Annotated in this window: 17 protein-coding genes and 1 pseudogene; 9 read left to right on the top strand and 9 right to left on the bottom strand. The window is 69.4% G+C overall.

Features of this window, described 5'->3' with window-relative positions:
• Window positions 1–91: 91 nt before the first annotated feature.
• Window positions 92–1405, bottom strand: a complete 1314-nt coding sequence (locus tag PZB75_RS17820) for a hypothetical protein (RefSeq protein ID WP_275536298.1) — start codon at window positions 1403–1405, stop codon at window positions 92–94.
• A gap of 294 nt (window positions 1406–1699) precedes the next feature.
• On the opposite strand from PZB75_RS17820, the gene PZB75_RS17815 reads away from it, so the two are divergent.
• From PZB75_RS17815 to PZB75_RS17790, 6 genes and pseudogenes are all read left to right on the top strand, one after another.
• A complete protein-coding gene (locus tag PZB75_RS17815; RefSeq protein WP_275538750.1) occupies window positions 1700–3781 on the top strand; it encodes a SulP family inorganic anion transporter in 2082 nt (693 codons plus the stop codon).
• 700 nt (window positions 3782–4481) lie between these two features.
• Window positions 4482–6529 (top strand): annotated as a pseudogene (gene acs / locus PZB75_RS17810) (acetate--CoA ligase).
• A 363-nt stretch (window positions 6530–6892) separates the two neighbouring features.
• The gene (nhaA, locus tag PZB75_RS17805) at window positions 6893–8299 is read left to right on the top strand and encodes a Na+/H+ antiporter NhaA (protein ID WP_275538749.1); all 1407 of its coding nucleotides are present in this window, start codon (window positions 6893–6895) and stop codon (window positions 8297–8299) included.
• 39 nt (window positions 8300–8338) lie between these two features.
• Window positions 8339–8935, top strand: coding sequence for a phage holin family protein (locus tag PZB75_RS17800; protein WP_275536297.1), 597 nt, complete (start codon window positions 8339–8341; stop codon window positions 8933–8935).
• The gene (locus PZB75_RS17795) at window positions 8932–10101 is read left to right on the top strand and encodes an alpha/beta hydrolase (RefSeq protein WP_275536296.1); all 1170 of its coding nucleotides are present in this window, start codon (window positions 8932–8934) and stop codon (window positions 10099–10101) included. Before PZB75_RS17800 ends, PZB75_RS17795 begins: the two co-directional genes overlap by 4 nt.
• Before the next feature lie 264 nt (window positions 10102–10365).
• Window positions 10366–10563 carry a hypothetical protein gene (locus PZB75_RS17790; RefSeq protein WP_275536295.1) on the top strand — a complete coding sequence of 66 codons (198 nt, stop codon included), beginning with the start codon at window positions 10366–10368 and terminating at the stop codon, window positions 10561–10563.
• Between the two features lie 74 nt (window positions 10564–10637).
• Here PZB75_RS17790 and PZB75_RS17785 read toward each other — a convergent pair whose 3' ends face one another.
• The 3 genes from PZB75_RS17785 to nth all read right to left on the bottom strand — a co-directional run bounded on the left by PZB75_RS17785 (window position 10638) and on the right by nth (window position 13970).
• Entirely contained in the window at window positions 10638–11843 is a 1206-nt protein-coding gene (locus PZB75_RS17785) for a MarP family serine protease (protein ID WP_275536294.1), read from the bottom strand.
• 92 nt (window positions 11844–11935) lie between these two features.
• Window positions 11936–12655 (bottom strand): CoA pyrophosphatase, encoded by a 720-nt coding sequence (locus tag PZB75_RS17780; protein WP_275536293.1) that lies wholly within the window; start codon window positions 12653–12655, stop codon window positions 11936–11938.
• A gap of 226 nt (window positions 12656–12881) precedes the next feature.
• Entirely contained in the window at window positions 12882–13970 is a 1089-nt protein-coding gene (gene nth / locus PZB75_RS17775) for an endonuclease III (protein ID WP_275536292.1), read from the bottom strand.
• A gap of 371 nt (window positions 13971–14341) precedes the next feature.
• Between nth and PZB75_RS17770 the strand changes: the two genes are divergently transcribed.
• The gene (locus PZB75_RS17770; protein ID WP_123460131.1) at window positions 14342–15016 is read left to right on the top strand and encodes a Crp/Fnr family transcriptional regulator; all 675 of its coding nucleotides are present in this window, start codon (window positions 14342–14344) and stop codon (window positions 15014–15016) included.
• A 306-nt stretch (window positions 15017–15322) separates the two neighbouring features.
• Here the strand turns inward: PZB75_RS17770 and PZB75_RS17765 are convergent, their stop codons facing one another.
• The 4 genes from PZB75_RS17765 to PZB75_RS17750 form a co-directional block, all read right to left on the bottom strand.
• Complete coding sequence (locus PZB75_RS17765) at window positions 15323–16168, bottom strand: MBL fold metallo-hydrolase (RefSeq protein ID WP_275536291.1); 846 nt, start codon at window positions 16166–16168, stop codon at window positions 15323–15325.
• Window positions 16165–17142 carry an NUDIX hydrolase gene (locus PZB75_RS17760; protein ID WP_275536290.1) on the bottom strand — a complete coding sequence of 326 codons (978 nt, stop codon included), beginning with the start codon at window positions 17140–17142 and terminating at the stop codon, window positions 16165–16167. Before PZB75_RS17760 ends, PZB75_RS17765 begins: the two co-directional genes overlap by 4 nt.
• A gap of 301 nt (window positions 17143–17443) precedes the next feature.
• Window positions 17444–17914 (bottom strand): RidA family protein, encoded by a 471-nt coding sequence (locus PZB75_RS17755; protein ID WP_275536289.1) that lies wholly within the window; start codon window positions 17912–17914, stop codon window positions 17444–17446.
• Complete coding sequence (locus PZB75_RS17750) at window positions 17911–18072, bottom strand: DUF4177 domain-containing protein (protein ID WP_275536288.1); 162 nt, start codon at window positions 18070–18072, stop codon at window positions 17911–17913. Before PZB75_RS17750 ends, PZB75_RS17755 begins: the two co-directional genes overlap by 4 nt.
• 71 nt (window positions 18073–18143) lie before the next feature.
• Here PZB75_RS17750 and PZB75_RS17745 point away from each other — a divergent pair, with 71 nt between their 5' ends.
• Both PZB75_RS17745 and PZB75_RS17740 read left to right on the top strand, forming a co-directional pair.
• A complete protein-coding gene (locus PZB75_RS17745; protein WP_275536287.1) occupies window positions 18144–19130 on the top strand; it encodes an ArsA-related P-loop ATPase in 987 nt (328 codons plus the stop codon).
• Window positions 19127–20776: an ArsA family ATPase gene (locus PZB75_RS17740; protein ID WP_275536286.1), complete on the top strand. Its 1650-nt coding sequence runs from the start codon at window positions 19127–19129 to the stop codon at window positions 20774–20776. Before PZB75_RS17745 ends, PZB75_RS17740 begins: the two co-directional genes overlap by 4 nt.
• A gap of 321 nt (window positions 20777–21097) precedes the next feature.
• Here PZB75_RS17740 and PZB75_RS17735 read toward each other — a convergent pair whose 3' ends face one another.
• Window positions 21098–21448: a WhiB family transcriptional regulator gene (locus PZB75_RS17735; RefSeq protein ID WP_275536285.1), complete on the bottom strand. Its 351-nt coding sequence runs from the start codon at window positions 21446–21448 to the stop codon at window positions 21098–21100.
• Window positions 21449–21519: the final 71 nt, after the last annotated feature.

Here is a 21519-nt window from a genome sequence, read left to right as displayed (position 1 = left end):
TCCCGGGCACCAGGGGCTTTCGTTCGGATCACGCTGGGCTTCGCGTGTCCTGGCACCGCGTCTTTGTCCGACCTGATCCGAACGGAAGACCTTAACCCCTGTCCGCCACGTGGCCCGCAGGCTTCGTGGCAGGCTTCGAACCGGCCTTCTCCTGGGCCTGGGGGCCGAGGTATGCCTGCCACCCTCCCTGCGGGGCCTTGCCGACATCCAGCGTGCCGAGCTTCGCGAGCGTCGCCGGGTCCTGGACGTCCAGCCAGTCGGCGAGCTGACGGAACGACACGCAGCGCACGTCCTTCCTGGGGCAGACCGACTTGATGGTCTCCTCGATGGCGCGCATGTACGTACCACCGTTCCAGGACTCGAAGTGGTTGCCGATGATCAACGGAGCGCGGTTTCCGGTGTACGCGCGGTCGAACGCCTGGAGCAGGCCGTCCCGCATCTGATTGCCCCAGTACTCCTGCTTGTCAGGGTCACCCTGCGTCGTGCCCGACTGGTTGAACATGAAGTTGTAGTCCATCGACAGCGTCTCGAAGGCGCGGCCCGGGACAGGGACGAGCTGCATCGAGAGGTCCCAGAGGCCCCCCTTCTTCTTGGGCCAGACCTGGTTGTTGACACCGCTGGAGTCGTAGCGGAAGCCCATCGAACGGGCCGCGGCGATCATGTTCTTCTGCCCTTCCAGACAGGGGGTCCGGCCGCCGACGAGTTCCTGGTCGTAGTCGAACGGCAGCGGTTTCTCCGTCTTGAGGGACGGTTCGTTGGACTTCCATCCCTTCACGAAGGACTTGGCCTGGCTGATCTCGCTCTTCCACTCGTCCACGGACCAGGTGCCGACTCCACCGTCCTTGCCACAGAAGTGGCCGTTGAAGTGGGTTCCGATCTCGTTGCCGTCCTCCCAGGCACCACGCAGCTGAGTGAGGGTGTCGTGGATTCCCTTGTTGTCGTTGAAACCGATGTCGGAGCTGCCTGCCGAGTGCTTCGGCGGATCGTAGAGGCTCCGCTTCGCCTCAGGCAGCATGTACACGCCGCTGAGGAAGTACGTCATCTTCGCGTCGTACTTCTTGGCCACCTCGCGGAAGTGGGAGAAGAGCTTCTGGCTGTCCTCGCCCGCGCCGTCCCAGGAGAACACCACGAACTGCGGCGGCTTCTGACCGGGCGCCAGGCGGTGCGCCTTGGGGAGGTTCGGCTGGACCCCGGTGAAGGCGGTGGAGCCGTCGCCGATGAGCCGGACGGCACCCGCGGGGACGCCCTTCTTCGCCCCTTGGGCCCCTTCCTTGACCGCGGCGCCGGTCTCGGCGCCCGCGCCCGCTCCGGCCGAACCGGCACCACTTCCGGTGCAACCGGCCAGCCCCGCCGTCAGCGCCAGGGCCGTGAACCCCAGGGCAATCCTCTTCGTGGCGGCCATCATCCGCCCACCCTCTTCCCTCGCAGGTGATTCGCGGCATTTGCTCGTAAATGCCGACACAGCGGGGTCAAGGTCGCACACAAGTGCGGAGAAACCAGTATGACAAGCCGTATTAAATGCTTTTTATTCACTTGAATGGGTGATTCAGCGGATCGTTCACCTCAAATCCTGGACACGGATCTTTACCGTCCAATACGATCTCTTTACCAAAACTTGGCAATTCGTCATCGGATGCCTCTCCAGCTTCCGAGCTGGGAACTCTCGCTTCGCGTTTACGCCGACCGGAGGAGACGGACCATGTCTTTCCGCGTTCCCACTCACCACCGCATGTCCCGTGACCGATGCCCTTCACGGGCGCTCGGGATCAAGCAACCCCACAGCCCGCCACCGAGGCCGCCGAGTGGTAAGCGCTTCCGTGTCCCAGGTACCGACGTAGCCGCCTCGATCACCGTTTTCCTCATCGCCGTTCCCATGTCGCTCGGCCTCGCGGTCGCCATGGACGCTCCACTGGGAGCCGGACTGGTTTCCGCGGTGATCGGTGGCATCGTCGCCGGATCGCTCGGCGGGACACCTCTGCAGGTGAGCGGCCCCTCTGCCGGATTGACCGTCGTCGTCGCCGAGTTGATCCAGACGTACGGCTGGCGCACCACCTGCGCGATCACCGTCGCCGCCGGCCTTCTGCAGATCCTGCTGGGCTCACTGAGAGCGGCACGCGGCGCGCTCGCGGTCAGCCCCGCCATCGTTCACGGCACACTCGCGGGAATCGGCGTGGCGATCGCGCTCGGCCAACTGCACATCGTGCTCGGGGGTTCGCCACAGAGTTCCGCCACGGCCAACGCCCTCGCACTGCCTGACCAATTGACGCGGATCGAGCCTGCCGCTCCCGTGATCGGCGCACTGACGATCACCGTCCTGGTGCTGTGGCCACGCCTTCACGGAACGTTTGGACGGGTGACAGGGAAAGTTCCGGCAGCGCTCGTCGCGGTGGTGACAGCGACGGCTGTGGCCTCTGCCGCGGCACCCGGGATCGCCCGGGTCGACCTGCCGTCCTGGAAGTCACACGCACTGCCCGAGCTACCCAGCGGACCCGTACTCGCCCTGGCCACGGCGGTTTTCACGGTCATGCTGGTGGGCAGCCTGGAGTCGCTCCTCACCGCTGTCTCGGTGGACGGGCTCTCCGCCGACCGGGCTCCTGCCACCCGTGCCGGTGATGCCACCACCGCCGTACGGCGCTCCGATCTCGATCGCGAGTTGCGCGGGCAGGGGATCGCCAACACGGCGGCCGGTCTGCTGGGCGGATTGCCCGTGTCCGGTGGCGCGGTGCGAAGCTCGGCGAATGTACGAGCCGGGGCGACCGGCCGGGCGGCCACTGTGCTCCACGGCGTCTGGGTGCTGCTCGCCGCAGGTCTGCTGGTCGCCGTACTGGAATGGATTCCGCTGGCCGCGCTCGCCGCACTGGTGATGGTGGTCGGTATCCAGATGGTGAGCTTCGCCCACATCCGCAATGTCCGCAGGCACCGGGAGTTCCCGGTGTACGCGGTGACGATCATCGGGGTGATCGCCTTGGGCGTGCTGAAGGGTGTGACGCTCGGCATCGTGGTGGCCATGGCCCTCGCCCTGTACCGGCTGGCCGGTATCCGGATCACGGTGACGGAACAGGACAGCGGGCATCTCGTGATCGTGCGCGGACAGCTGACGTTCCTCGCCGTGCCGCGCCTGAGTAGAACACTCGGTTTCATCCCGCAGGGTGCGGACGTGATCGTGGAGCTGGACGGCTTCTTCATGGACCACGCGGCGTACGAGACGATCCAACAATGGAGCGACGCCCGGACGGCGCGCGGCGGCAAGGTGATATTCACCGGCAGGTCCGGCGAACGCATCGCGGCCGGACGCGAGGCAGACGCGGAGCCCTGCTGCCGCACCTGGCACCCCTGGCGCAACCACCACAGCCGCAGCCCGTCGACCGCCGAGACGGCCAGCCCCAGCCCCAGCCCCAGTATCGGTGTCGGCGTCGGCGTCGGCGTCGGCGTCAGTCCCGACCCTGGTGCCTGTTCTGATTTGGGTCCGAACCCTGGTGCGTCGAAAGGTCTGAAGCCACCCACCCTCCGTCCGGCGCACCCGGCGCAACCGGTGGACCCAGCGGCCCCGGCGCACCCAGCGGCCCCAGTGAACCCGGCGAGCGCAACAGACCCGCGGAACCCGCCGCCGGGCCTGCCGGACCTGCCGGGCCCGCCGGACTCATCGGACCCGCCGAACCCACCCAACCTGGTGTCCCCAGCGGCTCCTGTGGACCGGTCGAGCCCAGCGCACCCAGCGCACCCAGCAAACCCAGCGGATTCCAACGGAGACACAGGGGGGCCGGCGAGCAGCGTCTCGTAAACGGCTTGAGATCGCGGTCCGACGCGTCTCGGGGCGGCTGCCCACAGACACCGTGGAGCACTCGGCCTCATCGGCGACGCCCAGCAGCCGGATCGTTTCCTGGCCCACGATCGGTGGCGCGGTGGCGCGCGGTGCTCGCGCCGGGAAAGGCTGCGGGGTGCGTCCGCGCCGGTACGACCTGCACTTCCATGTGAACGAGACGCAGGCGTATCTTCTGACCGAGGGCGCCGGCACCGGTGCCGGTACGGACCTCGACGAGGTCTTCGCCCCTGTCAGCCCCGGCCACCCTCTCGGTAGCGGCAAGCCCCTCGCTACCGACAAGCCTGAGGGGTTTCGGCCGCCCTTACAGGATCGGGCGACCGAGATGTGCGAAGGACGTGATGGATACGGCAGGCAGTAGAGCGGACGTACGAGGCATCCGAAGTGCCCGGTACGCCTGGGACACCTGGAATGTCCTGAGCCACCGGGCAGGTTCTCCGAGACTGCGAGGCGAGTCGCGAGACGTGCAGGACATACCGGCGGCCGTCCAATATGTGAGCGCCTGAACCACGTTCGCCTCTCGTCCGTGAGACTTTGTGGTCCTGCTTTCCGTGTCGCGCCATGCCGCACGCAGAAACGGGCCCGGGCCTCCATACAGGAGACACAGGTCTAAACCAATTCCTGGTAGACCCTTGTCACCTGGCCTTTGGCCTGATGAGCTATGCCCTGGGACACAACGGACACCCTGGGAATGGGAGATGTCGTGAGCAACGTAAGCCTGGCCAATCTGCTCGAGGAGATGAAGGGACAGTGAGCGATCGTCCTTCCATCTCCAACATGCTCAAAGAGGAGCGGCGGTTCGTACCGCCTGCCGATCTGGCCGCGAACGCCAACGTCAAGGCGGAGGCCTACGAGCAGGCCGAGGCGGACCGGCTGGGCTTCTGGGCCGAGCAGGCCCGACGCCTGACGTGGGCAACGGAGCCGACCGAAACACTCGACTGGACGAACCCGCCCTTCGCGAAGTGGTTCGCGGACGGCAAGCTGAACGTCGCGTACAACTGCGTGGACCGTCATGTAGAAGCGGGCAACGGTGACCGTGTCGCCATCCACTTCGAGGGTGAGCCCGGTGACAGCCGTGCGATCACCTACGCCGAGCTGAAGGACGAGGTCTCCAGGGCCGCCAACGCCCTCACCGAGCTCGGTGTCGGTCAGGGCGACCGGGTCGCCGTCTATCTGCCGATGATTCCCGAGGCCGCCATCGCGATGCTGGCCTGCGCCCGTATCGGCGCCGCGCACTCGGTGGTCTTCGGCGGCTTCTCCGCCGACGCGATCGCCACCCGCATCCAGGACGCGGACGCCCGGGTCGTCATCACCTCCGACGGCGGCTACCGCCGGGGCAAGCCGTCCGCGCTGAAGCCCGCCGTGGACGAGGCCGTCTCTCGTATCGAGAGTGTCGAGCACGTCCTCGTCGTGCGCCGCACCGGGCAGGACACCGCCTGGACCGAGGGCCGCGACATCTGGTGGCACGAGATCACCGCCCGCCAGTCGGCGGAGCACACCCCCGAGGCGTTCGAGGCCGAGCAGCCGCTCTTCATCCTGTACACGTCGGGGACGACGGGTAAGCCGAAGGGCATCCTGCACACCTCCGGTGGCTACCTCACCCAGGCGGCGTACACCCACCACGCGGTCTTCGACCTCAAGCCGGAGACCGACGTCTACTGGTGCACCGCCGACATCGGCTGGGTGACCGGTCACTCGTACATCGTGTACGGGCCGCTGGCCAACGGCGCGACCCAGGTGATGTACGAGGGGACGCCCGACACCCCCCACCAGGGGCGTTTCTGGGAGATCGTCCAGAAGTACGGGGTGTCGATCCTCTACACGGCGCCGACCGCGATCCGTACGTTCATGAAGTGGGGAGACGACATCCCCGCGAAGTTCGACCTGTCGTCGCTGCGCGTCCTCGGTTCGGTCGGTGAGCCGATCAACCCCGAGGCGTGGATGTGGTACCGCAAGCACATCGGCGCCGACAAGTGTCCGATCGTGGACACCTGGTGGCAGACCGAGACCGGCGCCATGATGATCTCGCCGCTGCCCGGTGTGACGGCGACCAAGCCCGGTTCGGCGCAGCGCGCACTGCCGGGTATCTCCGCCACCGTCGTGGACGACGAGGCGAAGGAGGTTCCGGACGGAGGGGGCGGCTACCTCGTCCTCACCGAGCCGTGGCCGTCGATGCTGCGCACCATCTGGCGCGACGACCAGCGTTTCCTCGACACCTACTGGTCGCGTTTCGAAGGCAAGTACTTCGCGGGTGACGGCGCGAAGAAGGACGACGACGGCGACATCTGGCTGCTCGGCCGGGTCGATGACGTCATGCTGGTCTCCGGCCACAACATCTCGACCACCGAGGTCGAGTCGGCGCTCGTCTCGCACCCCTCGGTGGCCGAGGCGGCCGTGGTCGGTGCGGCCGACGAGACGACCGGTCAGTCCATCGTCGCGTTCGTGATCCTCCGTGGCACGGCGTCCGCGTCCGACGAACTGGTCGCGGACCTGCGCAACCACGTCGGTGCCACGCTCGGGCCGATCGCCAAGCCCAAGCGAATCCTCCCGGTGGCCGAGCTGCCGAAGACCCGCTCCGGCAAGATCATGCGTCGTCTGCTGCGCGATGTCGCCGAGAACCGCGAGCTGGGCGATGTCACCACGCTCACCGACTCCTCGGTGATGGACCTCATCCAGACGCAGCTGCCGTCCTCCTCCTCGGAGGACTGAGGACTGACCCAGCTCGGCGGCGCCGGCGGCGCTGGTACCGGTACCAGCGGCACGGCCGTACCGCTGGTACCGGCTACGCACAGGTAACTCTGTGCCTCCACCGGTGCACGCCGCCGAGACCGCCACGGCGGTGAGTTCGTCCCCGATGGGCATCCGGCAACGCGCCGGGTGCCCATCGGCCGCTTAGAGTCGTGATCACTGGATACGGCCCCGCGCACCCCCGGGTACAGTGTTCGTGCGTCAACAACGTGCCTACGTCACGTCAACAACTTCAAAAGAAACTCCACAGGGGTGCCGGGAAGTCTGGTCGGCAAGTGCATCAGCCATGCCATCGCTGCCGTACCGACCCGGAGGTCCTCACTCGTGGCCGCGCCCGCCCCCCTGCCCCCTTCCCCCCGCCGCAGCCTGCTCGGCCGGCTGCCCCTCCCCGAGCGGAACTTCGTCGCGGACGCTCTGCGTACCGAGACCGTCGGCGGGGTCATCCTGCTGGTCGCCGCCATCGGGGCGCTGATCTGGGCGAACACGTTCGGCGGGAGTTACGGCGCCGTCAGCGGCTTCCATTTCGGGCCGGAGTCGCTGGGGCTGAACCTCTCGGTGGAGCACTGGGCGGCCGACGGCCTGCTCGCCGTCTTCTTCTTCGTCGCGGGCGTCGAACTCAAGCGTGAGCTGGTCGCGGGAGAACTGCGCGATCCGAGAGCCGCCGCGCTCCCGGTCGCCGCCGCACTGTGCGGCATGGCCGTCCCGGCCGTCGTCTACACCCTGGTGAACGTCCTCGGCGACGGTTCCACCTCGGGCTGGGCCGTCCCGACCGCCACCGACATCGCGTTCGCACTCGCCGTCCTCGCGGTCATCGGAACCTCGCTCCCGTCCGCACTGCGCGCCTTCCTGCTCACCCTCGCCGTCGTCGACGACCTCTTCGCGATCCTGATCATCGCGGTCTTCTTCACCGCTGACATCGACCTCCTGGCACTCGCCGGCGCCTTCGTCGGCCTCGCCCTCTTCTGGCTGCTGCTGCGCGTCGGGGTACGCGGCTGGTACGTGTACGTCCCGCTCGCCCTGGTCGTCTGGGGCCTCATGTACAACAGCGGTGTCCACGCCACCATCGCCGGTGTGGCCATGGGGCTGATGCTGCGCTGCACCAGGCGTGAGGGCGAGGACCACTCCCCCGGTGAGCGGATCGAGCATCTGATCCGCCCGCTGTCCGCCGGTCTCGCCGTGCCGTTGTTCGCCCTGTTCTCGGCGGGGGTCTCCCTCTCCGGCGGCGCACTGGCCCATGTCTTCACCCGTCCCGAGACACTGGGCGTCGTTCTCGGTCTGGTCGTCGGCAAGACGATCGGCATCTTCGGCGGCACCTGGCTCACCACCCGTTTCACCAAGGCGGAGCTGAACAAGGATCTGGCCTGGGCCGATGTCTTCGCGGTCGCCTCGCTCGCCGGAATCGGCTTCACCGTCTCCCTCCTCATCGGCGAGCTGGCCTTCGATGCCGACACCGGTCTGGTCAACGAGATCAAGGCCGCCGTTCTGATCGGTTCGCTGATCGCCGCCGTAATCTCCGGTGTACTGCTCAAACTGCGGGTACGCAGACATCGTGAGCTGGTCGACGCGGAGGAGCGGGACGAGGACGAGTCCGGCGTACCGGATGTGTACGAGCAGGACGATCCGGCGTACCACCTGCGGATGGCCGCGATCCACGAGAGGAAGGCGGCCGAGCACCGACGCCTTGCCCAACTGGCGGGGGCAGCGAGCAACAAGCCGGACAGTCCGGCATGATCTGACATCGGACGTGTCGAAGAGGAGAGGGAGTCAGGGATGAGCGACCCCGGCAATTACGCGGGCGGTGCGGAGCGCAGTCTCGGGCAGTTGGTCGCGACTGCGACGGCCGAGCTGTCCGCACTGGTTCACGACGAGATCGCCCTGGCCAAGGCGGAAGTACGACAGGACGTCAAGCGCGGTGTCATCGGCGGGGTGGCGTTCATCGTCGCGGGCGTGCTGGTGCTGTTCGCCGTGCCGGTGCTGAGCTTCGCCGCCGCCTACGGAATCCACAATCTGGGACTCGGGCTCGCCTGGTCGTTCCTGATCGTGGGTGGCGCGTTCGTCCTGCTGGCGATCGTGCTGGCGCTGCTGGCCATCGCCAAGTTCAAGAAGGTCAAGCCGCCGGAGAAGACCATCGCGGCGGCCAAGCAGACCGCGGCGGTGCTCCAGGGCGTCAAGCCGCACCCCCGTCCGGAGGGCACGGGACGCACGAGCCGCAAGAGCATCGGCGGCAGCACGGTCAGCGCGGGCAGCGTAGCGGGTACGGGGACGAGTGCGGCAGCCACGGGTACGGGCAGCACGCTGCTGGAGAAGGCCGGTGCGTCCGGTGCGGCCCAGGACAAGGCGCCGTCTGTGACACGCTCGACCACATGACCGCACCCGATCCCCGCTCAACCGGCCCGGCCGACCCCGTCGACCCGGCGAACTCGATGGTGTCGGCGGACCCGGCCGACTCCGTCCGGACCGATGGGCCGTTCGTCGAAGCGGGCGCACCCGGTGGACCGGGCAGCTCAGGTGAACGAGGCGAACGGAGTGAGCCGGGTCAGCCGGGCATCGGCGGAGCTGCCGGGCTCCTCGTCCCGACAGGATCGTCGGTGGCCCCGACCGGCTCATCGATCGGTTCCGGGGGGCCCGTGCGTCTCGACGGCCCCTGGACACACCGTGACGTGGCGGCCAACGGGGCGCGCTTCCACATCGCCGAGATGGGTGACGGCCCGTTGGTACTGCTGCTGCACGGTTTCCCGCAGTTCTGGTGGACCTGGCGGCATCAGCTGACCGCGCTCGCCGACGCCGGTTTCCGTGCGGTGGCGATGGATCTGCGGGGCGTGGGCGGCAGCGACCGCACGCCCCGGGGCTACGATCCCGCCAATCTGGCGCTCGACATCACCGGTGTGATCCGTTCGCTCGGTGAGCCCGACGCCGCGTTGGTCGGCCATGACATGGGCGGATACCTCGCCTGGACGGCCGCGGTGATGCGCCCGAAGCTGGTGCGTCGGCTGGTCGTCTCATCGATGCCGCACCCGCGCCGCTGGCGTTCGGCGATGCTCTCCGACTTCGCGCAGACCCGGGCGGGCTCGTACATCTGGGGCTTTCAGCGCCCCTGGCTGCCCGAACGTCAGCTCGTGGCGGACGACGGGGCGTTGGTCGGCCGGCTGATCCGCGACTGGGCCGGGCCGCGCACGGCGGACTTCCCTGACGACGCGGCGGTGGACGTGTACCGGCGCGCGATGTGCATCCCTTCGACGGCGCACTGCTCCATCGAGCCGTACCGCTGGATGGTGCGTTCCCTGGCGCGCCCGGACGGCGTCCAGTTCTACCGGCGGATGAAGCGGCCGGTGCGGGTGCCCACGCTGCATCTGCACGGTTCGCTCGATCACGCGGTGCGCACGCGGAGCGCGGCGGGTTCGGGTGAGTACGTCGAAGCCCCTTACCGGTGGCGACTCTTCGACGGTCTCGGACACTTCCCGCACGAGGAGGACCCGGACGGGTTCTCCTCGGAACTCATCGACTGGCTGAAAGACCCCGAGCCGGATCGCTGACCCCTGCCCGTCAACCGCGGGGTCGTCGACCGCCTCACCGCTGAACGTCGTCTGCCGTCCCACGACCTTCTCCCACGATCGTTCTCCCCCACGGCGCCCCTCACAGCCGTCCCACGGCCGTCCCACAGCCGTCCTACGCCGCCCCGAGCCTGTCCCGGCCTCTTGCGCACAGTTGTCCTACGAACAGCCAATTGCCCGACGCATAGGCCAATTGGCTGAGCACGGTGCGATTACCGACCATGAGCCACGGGCACACGTCGAGGTATGGGCTGGACGCACGACTACGGTGATGCAACGCGCAACCGCCGCTCGGCCACAGGCATGAGCGCTCATGAGGGGGGCGGCCCGCAGGGCCGGGTGACCGATGTGCGAGAGCTGCACGACCTCCGGCTCGGCATTCCGCACATTCTTCGCCGCCGAGCCCGCTGGGTCTCGGCGCGACTGCGCCATCCCCGCAACTGACACCATCGGCCCCCCGCACCGTTGAGGGCGCCGCCGTCGGCGACTACGCGCGACCACCGGCAACCGCCGGCGTCTCAGAGCGCGCAGGACTGGCTGTCCACCTGTTGGTTGGCGGTACGGCCCTGTTCGATGTCCAGGCGGATCTCGTCCGCCGTGAGCGCGTACCCCGTCTGCGGATCGTCGAGGGACTTGGCGAACACCACCCCGTACACCTTGCCCTCCGGGGTGAGCAGCGGGCCGCCCGAGTTGCCCTGACGGACGGTCGCGAAGAGGGAGTACACATCGCGGCGGACGTTGCCCCGGTGGTAGATGTCGGGGCCGTTGGCGTTGATACGGCCGCGCACGCGCGCCGAGCGCACGTCGTACGCACCGTTCTCCGGGAAGCCCGCGACGATGGCGCTGCTGCCGCTCTTCGCGTCGCTGTCGGTGTCGGCGAAGGCGAGCGGCTCGGCGTCGAGGTCGGGCACGTCGAGTACGGCGATGTCGCGCCGCCAGTCGTAGAGGACGACCTTCGCGTCGTACAGCCGTCCCTGGCCGCCGATCTGGACGGTCGGTTCGTCGACTCCACCGACGACGTGCGCGTTGGTCATCACACGTCGGTCGGCGAAGACGAACCCGGTGCCTTCGAGGACCTTGCCGCAGCCCGGGGCCGTGCCCACGACCTTGACGATCGACTTCTTGGCCCGCGCGGCGACCGGGCTGCCCGCCAAGGCCGGGTCCGGTGCCTCGACGGCGGTGATCGGCTCGTTGGCGAAGGGGCTGAAGACCTGCGGGAAGCCGTTCTGCGCGAGGACCGAGGAGAAGTCCGTGAACCAGTTGGACGCCTGGGCCGGCATCACCCGGGAGATCCCGAGCAGCACGGATGAGCTGCGGACCTCCTTGCCGAGTGTCGGCAGTGCCGTACCGGCCAGTGCCGAACCGATCAGCCATGCGACCAGCAGCATCGCGACCACGTTCACCAGGGCGCCGCCCGTCGCGTCCACGGCGCGGGCGGGCGACCACGTGATGTACCGGCGCAGCTTGTTGCCGAGGTGGGTGGTCAGGGCCTGCCCGACCGAGGCGCACACGATCACGACGACGACCGCGACGACGGCTGCCGTGGTGGAGACCTCGGCACCGCTCGTCAACTGATCCCACACGATCGGCAGCAGATAGACGGCGACCAGTCCGCCGCCGAGAAAGCCGATCACCGAGAGGATGCCGACGACGAAACCCTGGCGGTAGCCGATGACCGCGAACCACACGGCGCCGACCAGCAGCAGGATGTCCAGCACGTTCACCGTCAATAGCCTCGCAGATTCTTCACCGGGCCCTGTCCGTTCGGCTGGGTCCGGGCCGGGGCCCGGAACAGCGCAGCACGGGAGTCAGCCTGTCATGAGCGCCAGTCGAGCGGGACCTGCTTGGACCGGTCCCAGGGCCGCTCCCAGCCCGAGTAATGCAGAATCCGGTCGATCACCCCGGCCGTGAAACCCCAGACGAGAGCGGATTCGACCAGGAACGCCGGGCCCTGATGGCCGCTCGGGTGAACGGCCGTCGCGCGGTTGGCGGGGTCCGTGAGATCCGCCACGGGAACCGTGAAGACTCTGGCCGTCTCCGCCGGATCGACCACACCGATCGGGCTCGGGCTCCGCCACCAGCCGAGGACCGGCGTCACGACGAAGCTGCTCACCGGGATGTAGAGCCGGGGCAGCACGCCGAAGAGCTGTACGCCCCGGGGATCGAGGCCGGTTTCCTCCTCGGCCTCCCGCAGCGCCGCCCTGAGTGGCCCGGTCGTCGCCTGGTCGCCGTCGTTCGAATCCAGGGCGCCGCCCGGGAAGGAGGGCTGGCCGGCGTGGGAACGGAGGGTTCCGGAACGCTCCATCAGCAGCAGCTCGGGCCCTCGCTCGCCCTCGCCGAAGAGCACGAGCACGGCGGACTGCCGCCCGGCACCGCTCTCGGGCGGCAGGAAGCTGCTGAGCTGTGCGGCCCGCACGGTCCGCGCCGTGCGGGCGACGGGGTCGAGCCAGCCGGGCAGGCCCTCGGTCGTGACGGTCACCGCGGCGTCCGGACCGAGGCCGGCTCCCCGCGCGTAACCGCTCTGTGCGTGCGTCATTGGCACCCCCGATGTTTCACAACGTCTTTCATCGCCCATTTCGTTCCGAGCCCCGAAACGCGGATTCCCGTGCCCCGGAACACGGCCTCCGGACCCGGGAACACGGCCTCCGATCCCGCGAACGCAGACTTCGGACCCGGGAACACGGCCTCCGGACGCCGGAACACAGACTTCGAACCCCAAAACGCCGGCTCCCGCGCCACGGGCCCCGGGCGGGCACTTCGCGTCATCCGGCACCGAGTGGAGGCGCGGGCTCGCCCGGGTAGTCCGGCGGCGGGCTCAGCCGCTGGCCCGGATAGCCGCCCTTCTCGTACTTCAGCAGCTTCCTGGCCTTCTCCGGGTCCGTCTCACCTTCCCCGTACGAGGGACAGAGCGGGGCGATCGGGCAGGCGCCGCAGGCCGGTTTGCGGGAGTGGCAGATCCGGCGGCCGTGGAATATGACCCGGTGCGAGAGCATCGTCCACTCGCTCTTCGGGAAGATCGCGGCGATGTCCGCCTCGACCTTCTCCGGGTCCTCCTGGTCGGTCCACTTCCAGCGGCGCACCAACCGGCCGAAGTGGGTGTCGACGGTGATGCCCGGCACGCCGTACGCGTTGCCGAGGACGACGTTGGCCGTCTTGCGGCCGACGCCGGGCAGGCTGACCAGGTCGTCGAGCCGGTCGGGGACCTCGCCGCCGAAGTTGTCCCGGAGGGAGGCGGAGAGACCGAGCAGCGACCTGGCTTTGGCCCGGAAGAAACCGGTGGGCCGGATAAGCGCTTCCAGCTCCTCCGGAACGGCCGCCGCCATGTCCTCGGGGGTGGGATAGGCGGCGAACAACGCCGGGGTGGTCTGGTTGACCCGCAGATCGGTGGTCTGGGCGGAGAGGACCGTGGCGACGAGGAGTTCGAAGGGGTTACGGAAGTCCAGCTCCGGATGGGCGTACGGATAGACCTCCGCCAGCTCTCGGTTGATCCGGCGAGCACGGCGGACCATCGCGGGACGAGACTCGGTCTTCGCCGCGCCCGAGCCGGAGCTTGAGCCCGAACCCGAGCCGGAACCGGAACCGGTCTTGGTGGCTTTCGCCGCGCCCGAGCCGGAGCCCGAGTCGGCCTTCGCGGACTTCGTGGCCTTCGCCGCCTTCGCCGCGCCCGAGCCGGAAGCCTTCTTCGCCGCGTTTCCGGCCGCCTTGCCCGATGCGCCACGAGGCGTTCCGCCGTCCGCCTTCCCGGCTGCCCCCGCCGCGTCGGCCTTCGTTTCCGCCTTCGTTTCCGCCTTCGACTGCTTCACCGACTTCCCCGCCCTCACCGACTCGTCCACGTCCTCCACTTCCTCCATGTCTGCTCCGCCTCCGACCTCTTGGCTCGTTCGACATCTGCCCGGTCAAGTGATCAGCAGGCTGCCCAATCGGGCTTTTTACGGCCTTTGCCGGGACCCGCGCAGCGTGTTCGCCCACAGCGGAATCACTGTCTTTCGCCACCCGGCCGACCGCTTCGGCCCGCATTCTCCGCGGCATTCCGGGCACCCGACCAGCCTATGGCCCACCGCTGACATCCACCCCGATCACCACTGATCCACCCCCGATCGGCCCCCTGCCGTACAACCGCGCACGTTGGTGCGTCAAACTGGTTTGTGATTGATCGCACTGTTTTACCGTCCGGCATGATGGGGACCACGGTTCCCTGAACAGGCCGACAAGGAGAGAACTCGTGGACGACGTTCTGCGGCGCGCCCCGCTTTTCGCGGCGCTCGATGACGAGCAGGCCGCGGAGCTCCGCGCCTCGATGAGTGAGGTGACCCTCGCACGCGGTGACGCGCTGTTCCACGAGGGCGACCCCGGTGACCGCCTCTATGTGGTGACCGAAGGCAAGGTGAAGCTCCACCGCACGTCCCCCGACGGGCGCGAGAACATGCTGGCCGTCCTCGGCCCCGGCGAGCTGATCGGCGAGCTCTCGCTCTTCGACCCGGGTCCGCGTACCGCGACGGCGACCGCGCTCACCGAGGTCAAGCTGCTCGGCCTCGGCCACGGCGACCTCCAGCCCTGGCTGAACGTCCGCCCGGAGGTGGCCACCGCACTCCTGCGTGCCGTCGCCCGCCGCCTGCGCAAGACCAACGACCAGATGTCCGACCTGGTCTTCTCCGACGTGCCGGGCCGTGTCGCCCGCGCGCTCCTCGACCTCTCGCGCCGCTTCGGCGTGCAGTCGGAGGAGGGCATCCACGTCGTCCACGACCTGACCCAGGAAGAGCTGGCCCAGCTGGTCGGCGCCTCCCGCGAGACGGTCAACAAGGCACTCGCGGACTTCGCGGGCCGCGGCTGGCTGCGCCTGGAGGCACGCGCCGTGATCCTGCTGGACGTGGAGCGCCTGGCGAAGCGCTCGCGCTGACGGCGCGAGCCGCCACCGGCCCCGCCCACGGACCAGTCATGGACCGCGGACCCACAGCCGCCGGATCACAGGCCGTGGGTCTCAGGCCGCGGCCACGGGTCACGGACCGTCGCCGCTGCCCCGCCCACCGGCTCCTGCCCCTGGCCCCGATGCCGGTTGTCGACCCCCGGCATCGGCCACTGTCAGGGAACGCTCCCTCCGCATGAGGGGCCCCGGCGCAACCGCGCCGGGGCCCCTCATCGCGCTTCCGCCTCCGCTCCACCCGCCTGTCCGTTCGAGCCGTCTCCGGCCTGCTCGCCCGCCCGTTCAAGCCGTCTCCGGCCCGATCAGTCCGTGCTCGGCGAGGTACTCCAGCTGGGCCAGCACCGAGAGTTCCGCCGCGGGCCACAGTGAGCGGTCCACCTCCGCGTACACCTTCGCCACCAGCTCGGACGACGTCCGGAGCCCGGCCTCCACGGCCGTCTCCACCTGGGCGAGCCGGTACGCCCGGTGCGCGAGGTAGAACTCGACCGCGCCCTGTGCGTCGTCCAGGACCGGCCCATGCCCCGGCAGCACCGTCCGTACCCCGTCGTCGACCGTCAGCGAACGCAGTCGCCGCAGGGTGTCGAGGTAGTCGCCGAGCCGCCCGTCCGGGTGCGCCACGACCGTCGTACCCCGTCCGAGGATCGTGTCCCCCGTCAGTACCGCCCGGTCGGCGGGCAGATGGAACGAGAGCGAGTCGGCGGTGTGCCCCGGGCTCGGAACCACCCGCAGCTCCAGCCCCCCGACCGTGATCACATCGCCCTCGGCCAGTCCCTCGTCACCGAGGCGCAGCGCGGAATCCAGGGCTCGTACCGGTGTACGTGTCAGCTCGGCGAACCGCCCCGCCCCCTCCGCGTGGTCCGGGTGACCGTGGGTGAGCAGGGTCAGGGCGACCCGCCGCCCCGCCCGCTCGACGGTGTCGACGACGGCTCTGAGGTGCACGTCGTCCAGCGGACCCGGATCGATGACGACCGCCAGGTCCGAATCGGGTTCGGCGACGATCCAGGTGTTGGTGCCGTCGAGGGTCATCGCGGAGGGGTTGGGTGCGAGGACGTTGACCGTACGGGTGGTGGCGGGACCGGAAACCACCTGCCCACGCGGCTGTCCGGGCAGCGCCGCGGCCTCACTCATATGCCCTCACCACCGACACCACCCGCGCCGCCGCGCCCACTCCCGCCGTTGCCGCCGCCACCCGCACCGCCGCCGGTTCCCGTCCGGGCTCCCGCTCCGGCAGGCATCCGCCGGGTGAACTCCTCGTGGCCCGGCCAGTCCAGCACCATCGCGCCGTTCTCGAACCGCGCACGGGCGAGCACGGGAGCGAGGTCCTGGGAGGCCGCTCCCCTCAGCGCGTCGGCCACGGTGGCGTACGGACGGAGCCGGCGCAGTGTCGACACGGTCGGCGGCAGCATCAGCAGCTCGCCCCGGTCATGGCCGTCGACGGCCTCGCCGGCCCCGATCCACACCGTCCGGTCGGCCTCGGTCGAGGCATTGCGGGTGCGCTGCCCCCCGGGAAGCGCGGCGACGAAGAACCAGGTGTCGTAGCGGCGCGGCTCGAACTCCGGGGTGATCCAGCGCGCCCACGCGCCGAGCAGATCGGAACGCAGCACCAGCCCCCGCCGGTCGAGGAAGTCCGCGAAGGACAGTTCGTGGGCGGCCAGCGCCTCGCGGTCGGCCTCCCAGTCGGCGCCCGTCGTGTCGCTCACGACGGTGTCGGAGGACGGTCCGGCGAGGAGCACCCCGGCCTCCTCGTACGTCTCCCGGACGGCGGCGCAGACGATGGCCTGTGCCTCGGCAACCGTGCCGACGCCGAGCCGCCGTGCCCAGCTCTCCAGGTCCGGACCGGCCCAACGGACATGGTGGTCGTCGTCGCGCGGGTCGACCCCGCCACCCGGATAGGCGTACGCGCCCCCGGCGAACGCCATGGAAGCGCGTCGGCGCAGCATGTGGACCAGCACCGGTCCACCGGCCGCGTCGGCGCCCTCGGTGCGATCCCTGAGCAGCATCACGGTGGCGGCCCGCCTGGCCGGCGCGGGTGTCAGCTCGCCGTCGGCGAGGGCCCGAATCCGGTCGGGCCATTCCGGTGGGTACCACTGACCATGGGACATGGCCGGAGGCTATCCGGAAGCGGGGAGATGTTCGAGAGCCCCCGGGGGGGGCCACCCGGACGGGAACCGGCCTCGGCCGACCGCGCACGGAGGACCCGGGAGGCGCGAGGAATTCCGTACGGACTCGGTCACGGACTCGTGGACCCCGAGCGCTCCGGGGCCGACCGGCACGCGACCGGTCCCGTCCGGTCACAGGCACGTCGCGGAGAAATCTCACGAACGTCACACGGAGCAGAAACGCGACCGGGCCGGACCGGACGGAATCCGGCCGGCGGCGACTCCCCCGCCGGTCGGCGGTGACTCAGTCCTCGACCAGCTCCACCTGGATCTCGACCTCCACCGGAGCGTCCAGGGGCAGTACGGAGACGCCCACCGCGCTCCGGGCGTGCACGCCCTTGTCGCCGAGCGCCGCGCCCAACAGCTCGCTCGCGCCGTTGACCACGCCGGGCTGACCGGTGAAGTCGCTCGCCGAGGCGACGAAGCCCACCACCTTCACCACCCGGGCGATCCGGTCCAGATCACCGGTGATCGACTTCACGGCCGCCAGGGCGTTGAGCGCGCAGGTCCTCGCCAGGTCCTTGGCCTCCTCCGGCGTGACCTCCGCACCGACCTTGCCGGTGATCGGAAGCTTGCCGTCCACCATGGGCAGCTGGCCCGAGGTGTAGACGTACACACCGGAGCGGACGGCCGGCTGGTACGAGGCCAGCGGCGGTACGACCCCCGGCAGCGTCAGTCCCAGCTCGGTGAGCCTGGCCTCGACGGCCCCGCTCACGACTGCTTCTCCCGCTTCAGGTACGCCACGAGCTGCTCGGGGTTGTTCGGTCCGGGAACGACCTGGACCAGCTCCCAGCCGTCCTCGCCCCAGGTGTCCAGAATCTGCTTGGTCGCGTGCACGAGAAGAGGCACAGTCACGTATTCCCACTTGGTCATGGGGCGACTGTAATGCCTGGCACGTACGGTCTCGTGCGTAGCCCGGGGCCCGACTGGTTAGGCTCGAATACGTGAGCAGGTTCCAGGTCGTCAGCGGTAAGGGCGGTACCGGTAAGACCACGGTCGCCGCCGCCCTCGCGCTCGCCCTCGCGACCGAGGGCAGGCGCACCCTCCTCGTCGAGGTCGAGGGCAGACAGGGCATCGCCCAGCTCTTCGAGTCGGACGCGCTTCCGTACGAGGAGCGCAGGATCGCCACCGCGCCGGGCGGCGGGGAGGTGTACGCCCTCGCGATCGACGCCGAGCGCGCGCTGCTCGACTACCTCCAGATGTTCTACAAGCTCGGCAGCGCGGGCCGGGCGCTCAAGAAGCTCGGCGCGATCGACTTCGCCACGACGGTCGCCCCGGGGGTGCGGGACGTCCTGCTGACCGGCAAGGCGTGCGAGGCGGTCCGCCGCAAGGACAAGCAGAACCGGTTCGTCTACGACTACGTGATCATGGACGCGCCGCCCACCGGACGCATCACACGCTTCCTGAACGTGAACGACGAGGTGGCCGGGCTGGCCCGGATCGGCCCGATACACAATCAGGCGCAGGCGGTGATGCGGGTCCTGAAGTCCCCCGAGACGGCCGTCCACCTGGTGACGCTGCTGGAGGAGATGCCGGTCCAGGAGACCGCGGACGGCATCGCGGAGCTGCGGGCCGCCGATCTGCCGGTGGGCCGGGTCATCGTGAACATGGTCCGGCCGCATCTGCTGGACGAGGACGCGCTGCGGACCGCTTCGGGCGGTCGGCGCGAGGAGATCGCGAAGGCGTTGACCCGAGCCGGCGTGACCGGTTCGGCGGAGCTGGTACGCCCCCTCGTGCATCAGGCCGCCGAGCACGCCCAGCGGGTCGGACTGGAGCGCGAGCAGCGGACCGTCCTCGCCGGACTGGGACTGCCGACCGATGAGCTCCCCCTCCTCGGCGAGGGCATGGACCTGGCCGGTCTGTACGAACTGGCGGCCGAACTGCGCAAGCAGGGTGCGGGAGCGGATCTGGGGGAAGGGACGGCTTCATGACACCGGACACCGGCAGAGGCACGGACGCGAGCACGAACGCCGGCACCGGCAGCGGCTCTCGTACGGGTACGGACGCGAGCACGAACGCCGGCACCGGCAGCGGCTCTCGTACGGGTACGGACAAGGGCACAGGCCCTCGTGCGGGTACGGACTCTCGTACGAGCCCAGGCACAGGCACAGACCCCCGTACGGGCACGGATGTGTCCCCCGCCCCCGCGCTGGACAGTGACGCGCTCCTCGACGACCCGGACATCCGGATCATCGTGTGCTGCGGTTCGGGTGGCGTCGGCAAGACCACGACGGCCGCGGCACTCGGCGTCAGGGCGGCCGAACGCGGCCGGAAGGCCGTCGTCCTCACCATCGACCCGGCCCGCAGACTCGCCCAGTCCATGGGCATCGACAAGCTGGACAACGTCCCGCGCCGGGTCGCGGGGATCAACGGCGCGGCGGGCGGCGAACTGCACGCCATGATGCTCGACATGAAGCGGACCTTCGACGAGATCGTCGAGGCGCACGCGGACGGCGAGCGGGCCCGCGCCATCCTGGAGAACCCCTTCTACCAGTCCCTGTCGGCCGGTTTCGCGGGCACGCAGGAGTACATGGCGATGGAGAAGCTGGGCCAGCTGCGGGCGCGCGACGAATGGGACCTGATCATCGTCGACACCCCGCCGTCGCGCTCGGCGCTGGACTTCCTGGACGCGCCGAAACGGCTCGGTTCGTTCCTTGACGGGAAGTTCATCAAGCTGCTGATGGCACCGGCGAAGATGGGCGGCCGGGCCGGGATGAAGTTCCTGAATGTCGGCATGTCGATGATGACCGGAACGCTCGGCAAGCTGCTGGGCGGTCAGTTCCTGCGGGACGTACAGACGTTCGTGGCCGCGATGGACACGATGTTCGGCGGCTTCCGTACCCGGGCCGACGCGACCTACAAGCTGCTCCAGGCGCCTGGTACGGCGTTCCTGGTGGTCGCGGCGCCGGAACGCGACGCGCTGCGTGAGGCGGCTTACTTCGTGGAACGGCTCGCCTCCGAACGGATGCCGCTGGCCGGACTCGTGCTCAACCGGGTCCACAGCAGTGACGCCGCCCGGCTCTCCGCCGAGCGGGCGCTGGCCGCCGCGGAAAATCTTGAGGAAGCCCGCATTGTCGATCAGACGACCGGGAAGGCTGAGCTTCGTGACCCGGTCGGCCCGGCGGTCGTCTCCCCCGAAGACCCCACGTCACCCGGCACACCCGTCGCCCCCGCTTCACCGGCATCCGGAACACCCACGCCATCCGCACCAGAGGTCCCCGAAGAACCCGAAGCATCTGAAGAACCCGAAAAATCCGAACGCGAAGTCGCCCCGCCACCTCCCGACCCCCTCCCCGGCGACGCCTTCCCCGCCGATGCCCTTCCCGGCTCAGGCGAGGACGAGGAGTCCGGCGATCTGCCGGTCGAGCTGCTGACCGCCGGTCTGCTACGACTGCACGCCGAGCGGATGCGGGTCGTCGCACGCGAACGGCGTACGAGCGACCGCTTCACCGCTCTCCACCCCGAGGTGGCCGTGACCGAGGTGACTGCCCTGCCCGGCGACGTCCACGACCTCGCGGGGCTCCGGTCCATCGGGGACCGCCTCGCGGCGAGCACGGCTCCGACCGGAGCCGCGTAACCAAGTCCCTGACCACATCCGGCGCATCCGTGACGACACCCTGCCGGCGCCGAGCCCGACGCGTCACCACGCACTGGCGTCAGGCGTCACCACGCCCGGCACGTCCCCACGCCCGACGTCCCACGCACCTGCACGTCCACGCGTGCTCCTGCGGCCCATGGCGTGGCCGGCCCGGTGGTCCTGTGACCCCGCATATGCGTAACCATGTACACGCCGAAGCACGTACACGGTTGACCACACATCTCTCCTGTCTCCGCAGCCACCGGCCTCTCAGCCGGCTGTCCGCGGTCATCCGGGCCTTTCGGCCCGCTGTCCGCGGCCCTAACCCACCGCGGCGTACGTCTCGTGCAGTACGTCGTCCTCCATGCCGACCGCTGCGGGCAGGATGCCCGTCGACCGCTCGTATTCACTGCGTGCGGTCTCCAGCAGTCGTCGCCATGACGTGACGGTGGGCCGACGACGCAGCAACGCGCGCCTCTCCCGTTCCGTCATTCCGCCCCACACGCCGAATTCGACGCGATTGTCCAGCGCGTCGGCCAGGCATTCCGTCCGCACCGGACATCCGGTGCACACCGCCTTGGCCCTGTTCTGCGCTGCCCCTTGTACGAATAGTTCATCCGGATCGGTAGTGCGGCAGGCTGCCTGCGCACTCCAGTCGGTTACCCAGCCCATCCCGGCGCCGTCCTCTCCCGAATCGAGGCTCCCCCACGGCGACAACGGCATATTCACCGCTGCCAGTTGAG

Source organism: Streptomyces sp. AM 4-1-1 (assembly GCF_029167625.1).
Lineage (GTDB): Bacteria > Actinomycetota > Actinomycetes > Streptomycetales > Streptomycetaceae > Streptomyces.
This window is presented reverse-complemented; position numbering and strand designations above follow the sequence as displayed.